Below are 14,342 nucleotides of genomic sequence, written 5' to 3' on the forward strand. Positions count from 1 at the left end.
CTCGCCCCGTCTCGATCGCGCGTCGGCTACCGAACGAACTTCACCTACCGAACGAACTTCGCCTACCGATCGACCGAGTGATTGACCGCGCCGGGACCCCGTCCCACGTCGTAGTGGTGCTCGATCGCCCGCGCAAGAAAGTCGGTCGCACCCTCGACGGCGGGTTCGAGGGGGTCCCCGAGCGCGAGTCGGGATGCGATCGCAGCCGCGAGCGTACAGCCCGAGCCGTGGGTCGCGTCGGTGTCGATCCGTTCGTGTTCGAACGTCGTTGTACCGTCACCCGTCACGAGCACGTCCCGGACCGTTTCGCCGGGGACGTGGCCGCCCTTGACGAGTGCGGCGTCGGCACCCAACTCGCGAAGCGCCTCGCCCGCCTCGCGTGCGCTCGACTCGTCTTCGACGGCGACGCCGGTCAGGACCGCGGCTTCGTCCGCGTTCGGGGTGACGATTGTCGCCTCGTCGAACAGCGTCTCGTAGGCCCGTTCGGCGTCGGGTTCGAGCAGTCGATCGCCCGAGGTGGCGACCATCACGGGGTCGACGACCAGCGGAAACTCGAACCCCGTTGCGTACTCCGCGACGGTTTCGACGATTTCGGTCGTCGCGAGCATTCCGGTCTTGGCCGCCTCGACGGCGAAATCGTCCGTAACCGCCTCGATCTGGGCCGCCACCTCCGCGTCGGGCAGGACGAACGAGGACTCGACACCGCGGGTGTGCTGGGCCGTGACCGCGGTGATTGCCGACGTGCCGAAGACGCCGTGGGTTGCCATCGTCGCGAGGTCGGCCTGTATCCCGGCCCCGCCGCCGGAATCGCTGCCCGCGATCGTCAACGCGATCGGTCGCGATTCGGGTGCTGGCGCTCTCATACACGACTCTATTCGGCTGTTGTACAAAGCGGTGATGGTCCGGGTTGGCGGATAGCGCGCCGATGGTTCAGGGTGGTGGATAGCGCGATGATGGTCCACCCGCCGGGCTACTCAGAGGCCAGGTCGGCGTAAGCGGCCCAGGACGGATCGACGCCCGGATGCTCGAGTCGTTCGCCGTCGACGAGCACCTCGCCCTCGGTTGCTTCGCGTTCGCTCTCGTCGCCGTTCGATCCGCGTTCGCTCTCGTCGGCGGTCGCCTCCACGCGGCCGATTTCGGCGGCCACCGTGCCGCGATCTTCGAGCGCTGCCAACACGTCGTCGATGCCATCAGGCTCGACTGCGATCACCAGCGAGCCACAGCTCGTCGCCGCCCACGGGTCCATCTCCAGATGCGCACACACCTCGCGGACGCCGGGACGCATCGGAACGGCGTCGCGATCGATCGCGAACCGCACGCCCGCGCCGTCGGCCATCTCGTTCAGCGCGCCCGCGAGTCCGCCCTCGGTCACGTCGTGCATCGCCGTCACGGGCCCCGCCGCGGCGGCGGTGAGGGCGTCGCGCACGCAGTGGACTTCTTCGATACGGTTCTGGGCGGCTTCGATCACGTCGCCGGAAACAGCCAGGCGATCGGGGAAGAGCGTACTCAGAAGGCCGACGGACTCGACGGCGGGTCCGGTCGTCAGGACGAGTCGGTCGCCCGCACTCGCCCCGTCCGGGCGGACGATCGCCTCGTGATCACCGACGCCCATCGCCGTCGCCGCGCCCACCCACGGGTACGACGAGTCGGAATAGCGCGCGGTGTGGCCCGTGACGACCGCCACCCCGAGGTCTCGACACTCGGCGTGGATCGTCTCCCAGACCGTCGCGAACTCGTCGTCGGTCATCGCCGGGGGCAGGGTGAAACAGATCGACAGGTGCGACGGCGGGACACCGCTGACGGCCACGTCGGCGAGGATGAGATCCAGCGCGAACCGCGCCGCCCGCTCGAACCCGATCGCGGGCAGGATCGACACCGGGTCCGTCGCCGTCACGAGCGCCTGCCCGCCAACGTCGAGGACGCCGAAGTCGACGCCGTGGCTCGGACCGAGTGAGACGTCGTCGCGATCGGCCCCGAGATTCGGCGCGACGCGGCGTTCGAAGACCGATCGATCGATTTTGCCGAGGTCGCTCACAGGTGTTCGATGCCGTTTGCGCCCTCTTAGCGGTACTGATTTGAACGCTCAGTAGACGCTGGCGAACGGCACTGTCGGAACCTACCGGGCTGGTGCTGGCGAAATTCTCCGACCCTCGCCGTTCACACTATGGTAAGTGCTACTGAATTTATACAAAACCGTTATTTCTTGTAGCTCCAGACTAGTGGTGACACATCGTGACTACGACCACGTACTGGCTGAACAACGGGCGGCAGGCGAGTCGAGGAGGGCGCTAATGCACGGAATTATTCTGAAAACGTTGCAGGACTTCGTCGTCGACACGTACGGCGACGACGCCTGGCTCGATATTCAACGCGATGCCGACATCGAAGAAAAGGTGTACGTGCCGGTGACGGTCTACCCTGACAGGGACGTGTACGAAATCGCGAAAACGGCCGGAAAACGTACCGGGAAGGGTGCACGGACGATTCTTACCGAGTACGGACGGTGGGTCGTTCCAGCCCTGCTAGAGACGTACGACCTCCACATCGACGACCAGTGGACCGGACTCGAACTCATCGCGAACATTCAGCAGTTCCACACTTCCCTGCGGACCCGAGACCTCACGGAGCTGACGACGCCGCGAATCCGCTCCGAGCGACTCGGTCCCGATCGCGTGAAAATTACGTACGACTCGGATCGGATGCTGTGTGACATCGCACGCGGGGCGATCCAGGGGGTCGCAGACCACTTCGACGAACCACTCACGCTGACGGAGACCACCTGTATGCACGACGGAGACGAGACCTGTCAGTTCGTCATCGAGCGAGCCGAGCAAACCGAATCCAGCGTCGGCTTCGAATTCGACGCCGTCCAGGAACGCGACGCCGGGAACGAATCCGCCACGCACAACTCTACCGCACACGAACCCGATGCAAGCGACTCTCCGGGGGTCAACCGATGACAGCCACCGGTTCCTCCCGGCTTCCGAACGCGATTCAGTCCGATCGCCCGATCGGATTCGGGATCGTCGCGGTACTCGCCGGACTGGGCGCCGTCGCGATTGCGACCGTCGCCCTCGACCAGCCACTGGCGATCGAGACGGAGGCCATTGCGATCGGCGCTGCCGGCGTGGTTGCGACGGGCGTGACGGCCATCGCGATCGCCGCGGTCTCCGATGCGAGGGCCGCACCGCGCCAGCGGGATGAACTCCGGCAATCGATCGAGGCGTTGTCCGACACCGCTGAAAGCCTCGAAGAAGGCGATCACGACGTCGAATTCGAGACCGATCGGGACGACGAGGTCGGCACGCTCGCGATGCGGCTGGCAGCGATCCGGGATCGACTCGAAGTAGGCGAGCAGGTCGATCAGTCTCTGGGCGATCTCGAAGCCACGGTGACGGCCCACGCCGAGACGACGCAGGAGGTCGCGCAGGGCGATCTCACGAAACGGTTTCCGACGGCCGGCCGTCACGACTCGATCGACGAACTGGCAGGCCACTCGAACGAGATGCTTTCCGAGATCGAAGAGACGTTCTCGACGCTGAAATCGTTCTCCGGCGAGGTCGTCACCTACAGCCGAGAACTCAACGCGAGCATGGAGACGGTTCGAGCGGAAGGCGAGCGAACGAGCGACACGTTCTCGACGGTCGTCACCGATACGGAGGAACAGCACGATCAGCTTCGGACCGTCGCCCTGGAGATGGAATCGCTGTCGACGACGATCGAGGAGATCGCGGCTACCGCTTCCGAGGTTGCCGATACGGCGGACGAGACGGCGCGGGCCGGCGAACAGGGGAGCCGTGCGGCGGGGAACGCGATCGAGGGAATGGCAGTTATTGATCAGGAGACCGAACGAACGCTCGAGGAGATCGAGGACCTCGAGGACGAGGCCGCGCAGATCGACGACCTCGTGGAGTCGATCAGCGAGATCGCCGAGCAGACGAACATGCTGGCGCTCAACGCCAACATCGAAGCCTCCCGGTCGTCGACCGGCGACGGACAGGGGTTCGGTGCCGTTGCCGACGAAATCAAGTCGCTTTCTGATCAGGTCCACGACTCGGTTAGAGACGTCGAAGACCGCCTCGAACACCTCAGGGAGGGAGCGACGTCGGCGGCAGATCAGGTCCGGACGAGTCGCGATCGGATCGAAGACAGCGTCGCGGAGGTCGAAGCCGCGACGGACGCACTCGAGGGCATCGCGGAACTCGCACAGCGGACGAACGACGGCGTTCAGGAGATTTCCGCGGCGACCGAACAGCAGGCGGCGTCGACGCAGGAAACCGTGGCGATGATCGAAGATGCCGCCTTTACGAGCGAGGAGACGGCAACGTCGTCCGCGAGGGCCGCACGCCGCGCGAGCGCACAGGCGGACGCGCTCTCTCACGTCGCCCAGAGTGCGACCGTCCTCATCGAGCAGGCCAGCGAGTTGAACGCCCACCTCGAGCGCTACGAGACCGAGCGCGGATACGATCTCCCCGAGGCGCGGACCGGCGACGACGACGTCGATCCGGAAGCGGTGTCGACCGCGAGTCCGGTTCCCGAGACGATCGGCGACGGTGCTCAGGGGCGGTAATTGACTCAGGGGACGTACGGAGCCAACGGATTCGCGGTTCTTGCGGGCAGTTCACGATTACCGGCACTCTCGGGCGTAACTGATTCACCCTTCATACGCGGGCCACGAAACGAGATACGGTTACTGAAAACGATGAAGGCCAACGATCGCATACCGGATGCAAATGGCGTACTCGACCAGCCTGGAGACCGATCGCGAGTTCGAGTTCTCCGCGTCTGAACTGACGGGTGCGCTAGGTGACTCGGTTACGGTGCTCCCCCTGCTAGTCGCGCTGGCTGCGACGACGACGGTCTCGCTGCCACACGTCCTGGTCGGCTTCGGCGTCTTCCAGATCGTCTGGGGGCTCTTCTACGGACTCCCGCTCTCCGTCGAGCCGATGAAGGCCCTCGTCGGGCTGGCGATCGTCGGCTCGCTGTCCTATCCGGAACTCGCTGCAGCGGGCCTCCTCGCGGGGGCGGTCTTGCTCGCGATCGGTCGTCTCGGGTTCGTCGATCGACTCCAACAGGTCGTCGGCGAGCCTGTCGTCCGCGGCGTCCAGTTCGCCGTCGCCCTCCTGTTGCTCGAGGCCGCGGTCGGCCTCTCACTGGGGAACGTGACCGTCGCCGCTGCGGGGCTTTCGATCGTCGCAATCCTCGCGTTCGTGGGCTATCGCCACTCGAGCGTGCTGGTCGTACTCGGACTGGGTGGCGTCGCCGCGGTCGCGACGGCCGGCGTCCCATCGCCGACGCTCCCGCAGGCCGCGCTCTTTCCCGCGGGCACCCCCACGTTCAGCGGGGCCGCACTCGAGGGGACCGTCGCCCAGCTCGGGATGACGATCGGGAACGCCGCGATAGCGACCGCGCTGCTCTGTGGCGATCTCTACGACCGCGACGTCTCGGCCGACGACCTCTCCCAGAGCATGGGCGTCACCTGTCTCGCGGCGATCCCGATCGGCGGAGTGCCGATGTGCCACGGCAGCGGCGGCCTCGCCGGGAAATACGCCTTCGGTGCCCGAACTGGCGGGGCGAACGTCCTGCTGGGCGTCGGCTACCTCGCGCTCGCGCTGGTCGCCGCCGGCGCGCTGCTGGCGGCGTTCCCGCTTGCCCTGCTCGGCGTGTTGCTCGTCGTCGTCGCCCTCGAACTCGGTCGGGCCGCATTCGCGCCCGTCGGTGGCGGGCGATCGATCGCGTTCGTCGCCGCGATTGGCATCGTCGGCGTAGTCGTCAACGTCGGGATTGCATTCGTGCTCGGCGCGATCGGCTGGTGGCTGCTTTCCCGGTAGCCCGCCGTCCAGTGGGTGACACGTGGCCCTGATCGGGTCCGAGACGCGCGGGCTTTTCACCCCGCGAATCCAACCACCGGCAATGACCGCGAGCTGGGGCGACCTGTTCGATCGAAGCCGAAAATACGATATCGACCTCGACGCCGTTCGTGAGGCATGCGACGAACTGGAGGAGAAAGGAAATGGCTGAGACACCAAACCCGGCCCGCGTCGTCGCCGACGAGACCGTCCTGGCGGCCGACCTGCTCGTCGGCGGCCCAGCCCGGGAGGCGCTCGACCACGTCCGCCGTCACTCCTGGGTCGATCTCGTCGCGAGCGACCCGCTGCTCGATCGAACCGAGCGCGTCGTCGCAACACTGGCCGACCCGACGCTTGCGACAGACCACCGCGATCGGCTCGAAACCGATCGGATCGCCGTCGACCAGCCGGAGGGGGATCACCCCGCGCTGGCCTCGGCGTATCAGGGCCAGGCTGCACATCTGCTCTCCTACGACGATCGGCTCGGCTCGGCAAAAGCCGGCCTGACCCTTCAGCCGCGGGTTTCCGTCAGCGTTCGTCCGCCGGACGCGTTCGCCCGGCTGTTCGACCCCGCAAGTCTCTACGAGGTCGTCGAGGGCGGCGAGTATCCGGGTCCCGATCGCGATCCGCGAGCCTGATACCGATTCGCGGCCCTGATACCGACTCGCAGCCCTGATACCCGCCGATTACGCGGGCGTCGGTACCGTCGCTTACGCCGGTTTCCGGGCCTCGATCCGCGCGGAGACGACCGGTGCGTCCTCGGTCCATTCGCCTTTGGGCGTGATCGAAACGTCGACGAAGCCGGCGTCTGCGAGCCACGTTTCGAGGTCGTCGACGATCGCAGCGCCGCCGACGCAGGCGTTGATTGCGTCGGGGTTCTCTCTGAGTTCCTCGGGGAGCGGTTCCGTCGCAACGAGGTCCGAAACCGCGAGCGTGCCGCCGGGACGAAGCACGCGGAACGCCTCCGCGAGGACCCGCGGCTTCTCTGGCGAGAGATTGAGGACGCAGTTCGAGATGATCGTGTCGACTTCCCCGTCCGCGACCGGGAGATGCTCGATCTCCCCGAGTCGGAACTCGACGTTCTCGGCGTCGTTCTCACGAGCGTTTTCTCGGGCCGTCTCGAGCATTTCCGGCGTCATGTCGACGCCGATAACTCGCCCCTCCGGGCCGACCTCGCGGGCGGCGAGGAAGCAATCGAACCCGCCGCCCGAGCCGAGATCGAGGACGGTCTCGCCGGCCTCGATATTCGAGATGGCGACGGGATTGCCACATCCGAGGCCCATATTGGCCCCATCGGGCGTCGCTTCGAGGTCGCGTTCTTCGTAGCCGATCGACCGCGCTCGATCGGCGGCCGTCTCGTCGCTCGTCGCGACGGTGGCCGCCGTTTCGTCGGTCGCGTCGAACGCGGCGGTGCCACAGCAGTCGCCGTCGGTGGTCGCGATCGAGCCGTACTCCTCGCGGACGCTCGATCGGCGGTTCGATGGATCGGTGTCGGTCCGTGTCGTATTGTCGTCAGTCATTTGCTGGTGGTGTTGATCCGCGGGTAGTGATGGTCCGTCGTCAGTCCTCGATCGGTACGTCCACGGCTGCAGCGAGGTCGAGCAACTCGAAGACTACGGTGTCCGCGATCCGGTAGTACGTCCAGCGACCTTTTTTCCGGGTCTTGACCAGTCCGGCGTCCCGGAGCGTCCGGAGGTGCGTCGCGACCGTCGACTGGGGAGCCTCGAGGACGACCTGTAACTCACAGGCGCATCGCTCCCCGTCGCGGAGGGCGTCAAGAATCCGTACGCGGTGGTCGTTCGCGAGCGCGCCGAAGACCGTTGCCCGCGTTTCGACGGTTTCGTCGTCCGATCGCAGTTCCTCGAGGGTTCCTTCGGGGTCCTCGACGTCGTCGTACAGCTGTTCGAGCGATCGACAGGCGTCTTCGAGCTGGTCGTTATCGACAGTCATATCGTGATTTCTCGATTTGGTTTTGGCATGTAAGACGGCTGTTCGATGTCATCGTCTCACGTACGTTATATCGACTTCAGCCGATATAAACCTATGGTGGATGAGTCGATACGCGATTTATCGTAGAACATGGTCGAGTGTCTCTCTATAATTGCGATTCCAAATCGAAAAAGGTCGATTTGATTCTATTGGTCGGCGTACCAGTCCGCGAACGCGGCCAGTGCGCGACCGCGATGTGAGATCGCGTTTTTCTCCTCGGTGTTCATCTCGGCCAGCGTCTGGCCGTTGTACTCGAAAATCGGGTCGTAACCGAAGCCGCCCTCGCCTCGCGGGGCGACCAGCGTGCCGGCGACCGAGCCCTCGATCGTTTTCGTCCCGGTCTCACCCGCGTAAGCGATCACCGTCCGAAAGCGCGCTCGCCGGTTTTCCTCCGCGCTCGCCAGCCGCCAGAGTCGTTCGACGCCGACGGTGTCCTCGACGTACGCAGAATAGGGCCCGGGAAAGCCGCCGAGGGCGTCGACGAACAGCCCGGTGTCGTCGACGAGTACGGGCTCCTCGCCGCCCAGCGCCTCGAAGGCCTCGCGCGCGCCGTGGGCTGCAATTTCCTCGAGCGAGTCGCTTTGAATCTCCGTGTAGGCGTACTCGACCTGTTCGATGCGTTCGATTCCCTCGAAGTACTCGCGCGCTTCCTCGACTTTTCCTTCGTTGCCAGTGACGAACCGAATGGTCATGTGCGATGAGGGGTCCGACGGCGACAAAGTGTCGTCGGTTGCGCGGTACTTCCGCTCGAAATCGATCGTACTTCGATCGTCGAGCGAGGGGCCGAAGTCGATAGGTCCCCAACTGGGGCGCATGGCTGCAAATCACGATCGAATCCACGCGAAAAAGCCGACCCACCACGTCGATCGATGGTCGCCCGGCACGATCGAATCGATCGACGAGCGAGACGGCCACTGCGTAGTCGCCGTCCGGACCGAAGCCGGCGAGTCGATCGAACTTACCGTCACCCTCGCCATTCGGGACCTATTCTTGAGTCGGCTGGAGCTCGACGACGCCGAGTCCCCGATCGGAGAACGGGTCTGGTACCGAAAACACGGCAGGGGCTAACTTCAGCGAGCGAGTCCAGGAGTCATAACTCCAGTTCGTTCATCACCGTCGCCTCGGCCTTGCGGAGGTGTTCGGCGGCGGTTCCGGGCGCGCAGTCTAGTTTCGCGGCCACATCTTCGACCCCTGCCGATCGGGGCACGTCGAAGTAGCCCAGGTCGCGACCGACGCGCAGCGCCTCCCGCTGGCGGGCGGTTAGCGCCCCGGCTACCGAGTCGGCCCCGTCGTACTCGCCAACGCCCTCGACGACCGGGTCGATTCCGTCTGGAACCTCGGCCAGCGCCCGTTTGAGGTCCGCCGCTTCGCCGACGACCGAAAAGCGGACCGACCAGTCCATTCGGTACTCCAGAGGCGGTAAAGGAACGAGACTTCCCTGTGAAAACGTATCGATCAACTGGCTGCCGACCTCGTCGGGAACGTCACGGACGTAGACCGAAAACGAGTGCTCGCTCGTCCGCGTCAGGTCGTAGGACGTGACGCCGCCGAACTCGGTCAGGGCGGACTCGTAGCGCTCGGCGTCGCCGACGATGTGGAAAATGAACGCGTGCTCGTCGTCGTCCGCGAAACTCCCGTGGACCATCCGGTAGTCCTCGAAGGCGTCGCTCTCGGAAACGAACCGGTGCATCGGGTGGACCGTCTCGGCGGTGTGCTGAAGGGTGAGCCGAACGGTTTTCATACGCTACCGTTCAGCGGTGTGATATAAATACCCTAGTGCGTGGCGCAGCAGCGTCTCCCCGGTTCCGGGCTAACTGATCCGTATGCCTCCACAGTCGTCGACCGAGTCCGCGCCCGGTCGATCGCGAACCGATCGATCGAGCGCCGACCAGCCGCCGGAACTCGAAGCGTTGCTCACCGAGTACGCGCTCGGACGGGACGACCACCTGAACGCGCCGGGGTTCGTCATCAGGCCCGACGAGGTGCAAGCGGCACTGACCGTACTCCGCGAGGAGGCGGACTTCGACCACTGCGCCTGCGTCACGGCCCAGCAGTACCCCGATCGGTTCGAGACGATCTACCACCTGCGGTCGTACGCCGACCCGACTCGCGAGGTGAGCGTCGTCGTCCCGACGCCGACGAGTGAGCCGGTAAGCGAGTCCGCCGCGCCGGTCTACGAAACGGCGAACTGGCACGAACGCGAGGCCTACGACCTCGTCGGTATCCAGTATACGGACCACCCCGACCTCCGGCGGATTCTCCTCCCGGAGACGTGGCAAGGTCACCCGCTGTCGATCGACTACGATCAGGAACAGCCACAGGTGGTGACGCTTTCGGAGCACGCGAACCCGATCGCCGGCGACGAGCACGATGCGGAGTCGGAGACGATGTTCCTGAATATCGGCCCGCACCACCCCTCGACCCACGGGGTGCTCCACGTCAAAGCTGTACTGGACGGGGAAACCGTCGTCGACGCCGACCCCGATATCGGCTACATCCACCGCTGTGAGGAACAGCTGTGCCAACAATCTACGTACCGCCACCAGATCATGCCCTACCCCGATCGATGGGACTGGGTTTCCTCGGGTCTCCTGAACGAGTGGGCCTACGCCCGCGCTGCGGAGGATCTGGCCGACATCGAGGTCCCCGAGTACGCTCAGGTGATACGAACGATGGGCGCGGAACTCTCCCGGCTGGCGTCGCACTTCATCGCGCTCGGCACGTACGCCCTCGACGTTTTCGGGGAGTTCACCGCAATCTTTCAGTACGCGATTCGGGACCGGGAACTCGTCCTCGACATCCTCGAGTCGCTGACGGGCCAGCGGATGATGTTTAACTACCTTCGGCTGGGCGGGGTCGCCTGGGACCTTCCCGAACCCCGCGAGGAGTTCGTCGAGCAGGTTCGGGCGTTTCTCGACGGATTGCCGGCGAAGATCGAGGAGTACCACGACCTGCTCGTGACGAACGAGGTGTTCCAGCTTCGATGTATCGACACGAGCATCCTCGACGCGGAGACGGCCAGACAGTACGGCTGTACCGGCCCCGTCGCTCGCGGCTCGGGGATCGACTACGACCTGCGCCGGGACGACCCCTACGGCTACTACCCGAACCTCGACTGGACCGTCGTCACCGAACCCGACGGCGACAACTACTCGCGGGTGCTCGTTCGCATGCGAGAAGTCGAGGAGTCGGCCAAGATCGTCGAGCAGTGTCTCGACCTGCTCGCAGACTGGCCCGAAGACGATCACGAAATTCAGGCGAACGTTCCGCGGACGCTCAAGCCCGATCGCGACGCCGAAATCTACCGGGCCGTCGAGGCCGCCAAGGGCGAACTCGGCATCTACATCCGATCGGACGGAACGGACACGCCGGCCAGGTTCAAAATCCGTAGTCCCTGTTTCTCCAATCTCTCAGTGCTTCCCGAGATCACCCGCGGGGAATACGTTGCGGACCTGATCGCGGCGATCGGCAGTCTGGACTGTATCATGGGCGAAGTCGATCGGTAACGCCGCACTCCCTTCGCCTCGTCGCGAGAGCGAGTCGTGATTCTGCAATCCCCAACAGTCACCGCCACGCACAACCCTTTCAACCCGCGAGACGATTCACTCGGGTATGAGTACTGTAGACGAACCCGTCCGCCTGGGCGTCGTTGGTCTCGGATTTATGGGCCAGACCCACGCCTCGAACGCCGAACAGTTCGGTCACGACGTCGTCGCCGGCGTCGATCTCGTCCCCGAGACGCGTACGGAGTTTACGGAGACGTACGATGCCCGGACCTACGAGGAGTTCGATGCGATGTACGACGGCGAGAACCTCGACGCGATCGCCGTCTCGACGCCGAACAAGTTCCACGAAAACGCAGTCGTCGCCGCGCTCGAACGGGGGTACGACGTGCTCTGTGAGAAACCGCTCGCGAACGACCTCGCGAGCGCCGAACGGATCGCCGCCGCGGCAGCCCAGAGCGACGGGTTCTGTGCGGTGAACTTCCACAACCGCGTCTCGACGGGTGCCGAAGTCTTCACCGACTACCGCAAAGAGGGGTACTTCGGCGAGATCGCGCACGTCGACGCGAACTACGTTCGCCGGCGGGGCATCCCCGGCGTCGGCTCGTGGTTTACCAGCCAGGAACTGGCCGGCGGCGGTGCCGTCGTCGACATCGGCGTCCACGCGATCGACTTCGCGCTCTACCTGATGGGGTACCCCGCCGTCGAGGAGGTCTTCGCCGTCACCAGATCCCAGTTCGGCCACCGAGACGATTACGTCGACCCAAACGACTGGTACGACGAGACCGAGGAGGCAGTGTTCGACGTCGAGGACTCCGCGACGGCGATGATCCGCTGTGCTGACGATCGAACGGTGTCCCTCGAAGTCACGTGGGCCGCGAACCAGGCCGAAACGACCGACTTCGTCGCCCGCGGTACGGAGGCCGGGGCCGAACTCGAACTCGGCGGCGGCGATCTCACACTCTATCGCAGCGGGACGCAGGGCACCGACCACAGCCTCGACGCCACGCTCACCGACGGCTCGATCGACTACGCCGGCTGGTCCGGCAGCGACAAACGCTTCCTCGACGCCGTCGCGACCGGCAACCGACCCGCCCTGGGAACCGTCGAAGAGGGGCTGACCGTCCAGCGCGTGATGGACGCCATCTACCGCTCGGCCGAGACCGGACAGTCGGTCTCGATCGACGAGTAACCGGCTCCGCGAAGACGGCCGCCGGCAGGAACCCTCTTGAACGCCACCGGAACGCGTAGCTTTTACTCGACTCCGACGTGAGAGACCGATAGATGAGCGACGGGCCCCACATCCTCCTGACCAACGACGACGGTATCGACGCGCCCGGCCTCCGCGCCCTGTACGACGCGCTCTCCGCGATCGGGTCGGTTACCGTCCTCGCACCCGCCGATAACCGAAGTGCGGTGGGGCGATCGCTTTCCTACGGCCGGACGGCGGGCGACGGCGACGACCTCGACGTCGGCTTTGGAACCGCAGAATTCTCGAGTCCCGTCCCCCACGCCGACCACGAACTCGGGGCCGCGATCGACGGGACGCCCTGTGACTGCGTCATCGTTGGCCTGGGTGCGCTCGACCCCAAACCCGACGTCGTCGTCGCCGGCTGTAACCCCGGCGCGAACATCGGGGCGTACGTCCTCTCGCGATCGGGCACCGTCAGCGCCGCGATGGAGGCCGCCTTTCTCGACACACCCTCGATCGCCGTCTCGATGGACAAACTCGGCTACGAGGGCGACTTTGAACCAGACTCGTTTTCCGAACCGGCGGCGCTCACGGCCGACCTCGTCGAGTACACGCTCGCAAACGACGTCTTCGAGCGCGTCGACTACCTCAACGTGAACACGCCCGGTCCCCACCGGGAGACGACCGGGATGGAACTCACACATCCCTCGACGGTGTACGAGATGGACGGCAGCGTCGAGGACGGCACGTTCCAGCTTCACAACCGGCTGTGGGAGCAGATGGCCGACGGCGAGATTCCCGATGACCCTGGCACCGATCGCCGGGCAATCCTCGCGAGCCGGACGAGCATCTCCCCGCTGGCGGTGCCGTACAGACGGACCGACCACGCGGCACTCGATCGGTTCGTCGCCGGGAACGGCGTCTGACCGCGTGACGAAGCGAGTTCACGGCCATTACCGAGGCTCTCGATACCGAACCGGTAGAACACGAAATCGGCAGGCATCCACTGCAGCCGTCAGCAAACCGACGACTGTCGTCGCTACTCGGTCGAGTCCTCGTCGACGATGACTTCGACCGGCCCGTCGTCGCTCTCGTCCGTGGTTCGGCTTCCGCCCTGTTCTTGCTGCCAGAGGAGCGCGCCGGCGATGAGCACGACGATCCACGATCGCCAGTTGGCGAGATTCAGCGTGTAGCCGATGCCGAAGGGTTTCTCGACGAGCATTCCTTCGCCGGGTTGCCAGTACGTCGAGAGCATGCGGCCGATGCTCGGTCGATCGAAGTTGTACGGCACACCGAGAATCTCTCCGGAGGTGGGCTTATCTGCCATGCCCGGACGTACGACCTCCCCGAATAAGAGTATTGTGTGCTCGTCTCAGTCACGGAACTTGTTCAGTTCAGATGAGTGATTGTTCGAGTTCTGTCGTCGCTCCGACTGCCGTCGCGCGTCCGTCTCGGTGCCGGTCCCGACTCAATTCGACCGTGGTCGCACGACGCCCACGCGACGACGAGATACGGACGATCGAAACCGGCACAACCCCTCGAAGCGGTCCTGTGATGGCTATTTAGTTCCGAGACGCGTACCACCCACGATGGGATCCGAACTGCACTGTCCGGACTGCGAGACGACGATCGACTCCGACGACCAGCTAACCGCAGGCGAGGAGGTCAGCGAAATCGAACTCGAGAACGGTGAAATACGCCTCTACGGAAATCGGGACCTCTTTCTCTGTAAGAACTGCAAGCGACCGCTGGGAATTTCGCGGTAGCAGCGATCGAGTTCTGGTAGCGGTCACCTTCCGACGACGGTCG

Annotated in this window: 15 protein-coding genes and 1 pseudogene; 9 read left to right on the forward strand and 7 right to left on the reverse strand. The window is 65.0% G+C overall.

Going from position 1 to position 14,342, the window contains the following annotated elements; all coding sequences use genetic code 11:
• Positions 1–68: 68 nt before the first annotated feature.
• Positions 69–863: pseudogene (gene thiD, locus AC6I6L_RS09740) on the reverse strand (bifunctional hydroxymethylpyrimidine kinase/phosphomethylpyrimidine kinase); the annotation flags it as partial.
• A gap of 107 nt (positions 864–970) precedes the next feature.
• A complete protein-coding gene (locus AC6I6L_RS09745; protein WP_497917564.1) occupies positions 971–2,035 on the reverse strand; it encodes an AIR synthase family protein in 1,065 nt (354 codons plus the stop codon).
• Positions 2,036–2,291: 256 nt separating this feature from the next.
• Here AC6I6L_RS09745 and AC6I6L_RS09750 point away from each other — a divergent pair, with 256 nt between their 5' ends.
• From AC6I6L_RS09750 to AC6I6L_RS09765, 4 genes are all read left to right on the forward strand, one after another.
• Positions 2,292–2,960, forward strand: coding sequence for a heme NO-binding domain-containing protein (locus tag AC6I6L_RS09750; RefSeq protein ID WP_497917565.1), 669 nt, complete (start codon positions 2,292–2,294; stop codon positions 2,958–2,960).
• Positions 2,957–4,570, forward strand: a complete 1,614-nt coding sequence (locus AC6I6L_RS09755) for a methyl-accepting chemotaxis protein (RefSeq protein WP_497917566.1) — start codon at positions 2,957–2,959, stop codon at positions 4,568–4,570. The genes AC6I6L_RS09750 and AC6I6L_RS09755 overlap by 4 nt, the downstream gene beginning before the upstream one ends.
• Before the next feature lie 163 nt (positions 4,571–4,733).
• A complete protein-coding gene (locus tag AC6I6L_RS09760) occupies positions 4,734–5,831 on the forward strand; it encodes a putative sulfate/molybdate transporter (RefSeq protein ID WP_497917567.1) in 1,098 nt (365 codons plus the stop codon).
• 182 nt (positions 5,832–6,013) lie between these two features.
• On the forward strand, positions 6,014–6,487 hold the full coding sequence (locus tag AC6I6L_RS09765; protein WP_497917568.1) for a DUF7384 family protein: 474 nt from the start codon (positions 6,014–6,016) through the stop codon (positions 6,485–6,487).
• Between the two features lie 72 nt (positions 6,488–6,559).
• Here the strand turns inward: AC6I6L_RS09765 and arsM are convergent, their stop codons facing one another.
• From arsM to AC6I6L_RS09780, 3 genes are all read right to left on the reverse strand, one after another.
• A complete protein-coding gene (gene arsM / locus AC6I6L_RS09770; RefSeq protein WP_497917569.1) occupies positions 6,560–7,369 on the reverse strand; it encodes an arsenite methyltransferase in 810 nt (269 codons plus the stop codon).
• 40 nt (positions 7,370–7,409) lie between these two features.
• Complete coding sequence (locus tag AC6I6L_RS09775) at positions 7,410–7,799, reverse strand: ArsR/SmtB family transcription factor (RefSeq protein ID WP_497917570.1); 390 nt, start codon at positions 7,797–7,799, stop codon at positions 7,410–7,412.
• 185 nt (positions 7,800–7,984) lie between these two features.
• Entirely contained in the window at positions 7,985–8,530 is a 546-nt protein-coding gene (locus tag AC6I6L_RS09780; protein ID WP_497917571.1) for an XTP/dITP diphosphatase, read from the reverse strand.
• A gap of 121 nt (positions 8,531–8,651) precedes the next feature.
• On the opposite strand from AC6I6L_RS09780, the gene AC6I6L_RS09785 reads away from it, so the two are divergent.
• Positions 8,652–8,906: a DUF7861 family protein gene (locus AC6I6L_RS09785; protein WP_497917572.1), complete on the forward strand. Its 255-nt coding sequence runs from the start codon at positions 8,652–8,654 to the stop codon at positions 8,904–8,906.
• A 22-nt stretch (positions 8,907–8,928) separates the two neighbouring features.
• Here the strand turns inward: AC6I6L_RS09785 and AC6I6L_RS09790 are convergent, their stop codons facing one another.
• Positions 8,929–9,579: a helix-turn-helix domain-containing protein gene (locus AC6I6L_RS09790; RefSeq protein ID WP_497917573.1), complete on the reverse strand. Its 651-nt coding sequence runs from the start codon at positions 9,577–9,579 to the stop codon at positions 8,929–8,931.
• A gap of 82 nt (positions 9,580–9,661) precedes the next feature.
• On the opposite strand from AC6I6L_RS09790, the gene AC6I6L_RS09795 reads away from it, so the two are divergent.
• The 3 genes from AC6I6L_RS09795 (at position 9,662) to surE (ending at position 13,459) form a co-directional block, all read left to right on the forward strand.
• A complete protein-coding gene (locus AC6I6L_RS09795) occupies positions 9,662–11,344 on the forward strand; it encodes an NADH-quinone oxidoreductase subunit D (protein ID WP_497917574.1) in 1,683 nt (560 codons plus the stop codon).
• Positions 11,345–11,450: 106 nt separating this feature from the next.
• Positions 11,451–12,533 carry a Gfo/Idh/MocA family protein gene (locus AC6I6L_RS09800; RefSeq protein ID WP_497917575.1) on the forward strand — a complete coding sequence of 361 codons (1,083 nt, stop codon included), beginning with the start codon at positions 11,451–11,453 and terminating at the stop codon, positions 12,531–12,533.
• Between the two features lie 92 nt (positions 12,534–12,625).
• Positions 12,626–13,459, forward strand: a complete 834-nt coding sequence (gene surE, locus AC6I6L_RS09805) for a 5'/3'-nucleotidase SurE (RefSeq protein ID WP_497917576.1) — start codon at positions 12,626–12,628, stop codon at positions 13,457–13,459.
• 113 nt (positions 13,460–13,572) lie between these two features.
• On the opposite strand, the gene AC6I6L_RS09810 is transcribed toward surE, so the two are convergent.
• Entirely contained in the window at positions 13,573–13,860 is a 288-nt protein-coding gene (locus tag AC6I6L_RS09810; RefSeq protein ID WP_497917577.1) for a DUF5808 domain-containing protein, read from the reverse strand.
• Positions 13,861–14,122: 262 nt separating this feature from the next.
• Between AC6I6L_RS09810 and AC6I6L_RS09815 the strand changes: the two genes are divergently transcribed.
• On the forward strand, positions 14,123–14,299 hold the full coding sequence (locus AC6I6L_RS09815) for a hypothetical protein (RefSeq protein ID WP_497917578.1): 177 nt from the start codon (positions 14,123–14,125) through the stop codon (positions 14,297–14,299).
• Positions 14,300–14,342 lie beyond the last annotated feature (43 nt).

Source organism: Halosolutus sp. DAT137, from assembly GCF_059736405.1.

What these genes read in the sequence shown, in the direction of transcription:
- AC6I6L_RS09755 (WP_497917566.1), top strand. Translation starts at nt 2,957, where the DNA reads ATGACAGCCACCGGTTCCTCCCGGCTTCCGAACGCGATTCAGTCCGAT.
- AC6I6L_RS09765 (WP_497917568.1), top strand. Translation starts at nt 6,014, where the DNA reads ATGGCTGAGACACCAAACCCGGCCCGCGTCGTCGCCGACGAGACCGTC.
- AC6I6L_RS09760 (WP_497917567.1), top strand. Translation starts at nt 4,734, where the DNA reads ATGGCGTACTCGACCAGCCTGGAGACCGATCGCGAGTTCGAGTTCTCC.
- AC6I6L_RS09795 (WP_497917574.1), top strand. Translation starts at nt 9,662, where the DNA reads ATGCCTCCACAGTCGTCGACCGAGTCCGCGCCCGGTCGATCGCGAACC.
- AC6I6L_RS09815 (WP_497917578.1), top strand. Translation starts at nt 14,123, where the DNA reads ATGGGATCCGAACTGCACTGTCCGGACTGCGAGACGACGATCGACTCC.
- AC6I6L_RS09810 (WP_497917577.1), bottom strand. Translation starts at nt 13,860, where the DNA reads ATGGCAGATAAGCCCACCTCCGGAGAGATTCTCGGTGTGCCGTACAAC.
- AC6I6L_RS09790 (WP_497917573.1), bottom strand. Translation starts at nt 9,579, where the DNA reads ATGAAAACCGTTCGGCTCACCCTTCAGCACACCGCCGAGACGGTCCAC.
- surE (WP_497917576.1), top strand. Translation starts at nt 12,626, where the DNA reads ATGAGCGACGGGCCCCACATCCTCCTGACCAACGACGACGGTATCGAC.
- arsM (WP_497917569.1), bottom strand. Translation starts at nt 7,369, where the DNA reads ATGACTGACGACAATACGACACGGACCGACACCGATCCATCGAACCGC.
- AC6I6L_RS09800 (WP_497917575.1), top strand. Translation starts at nt 11,451, where the DNA reads ATGAGTACTGTAGACGAACCCGTCCGCCTGGGCGTCGTTGGTCTCGGA.
- AC6I6L_RS09785 (WP_497917572.1), top strand. Translation starts at nt 8,652, where the DNA reads ATGGCTGCAAATCACGATCGAATCCACGCGAAAAAGCCGACCCACCAC.
- AC6I6L_RS09775 (WP_497917570.1), bottom strand. Translation starts at nt 7,799, where the DNA reads ATGACTGTCGATAACGACCAGCTCGAAGACGCCTGTCGATCGCTCGAA.
- AC6I6L_RS09780 (WP_497917571.1), bottom strand. Translation starts at nt 8,530, where the DNA reads ATGACCATTCGGTTCGTCACTGGCAACGAAGGAAAAGTCGAGGAAGCG.
- AC6I6L_RS09750 (WP_497917565.1), top strand. Translation starts at nt 2,292, where the DNA reads ATGCACGGAATTATTCTGAAAACGTTGCAGGACTTCGTCGTCGACACG.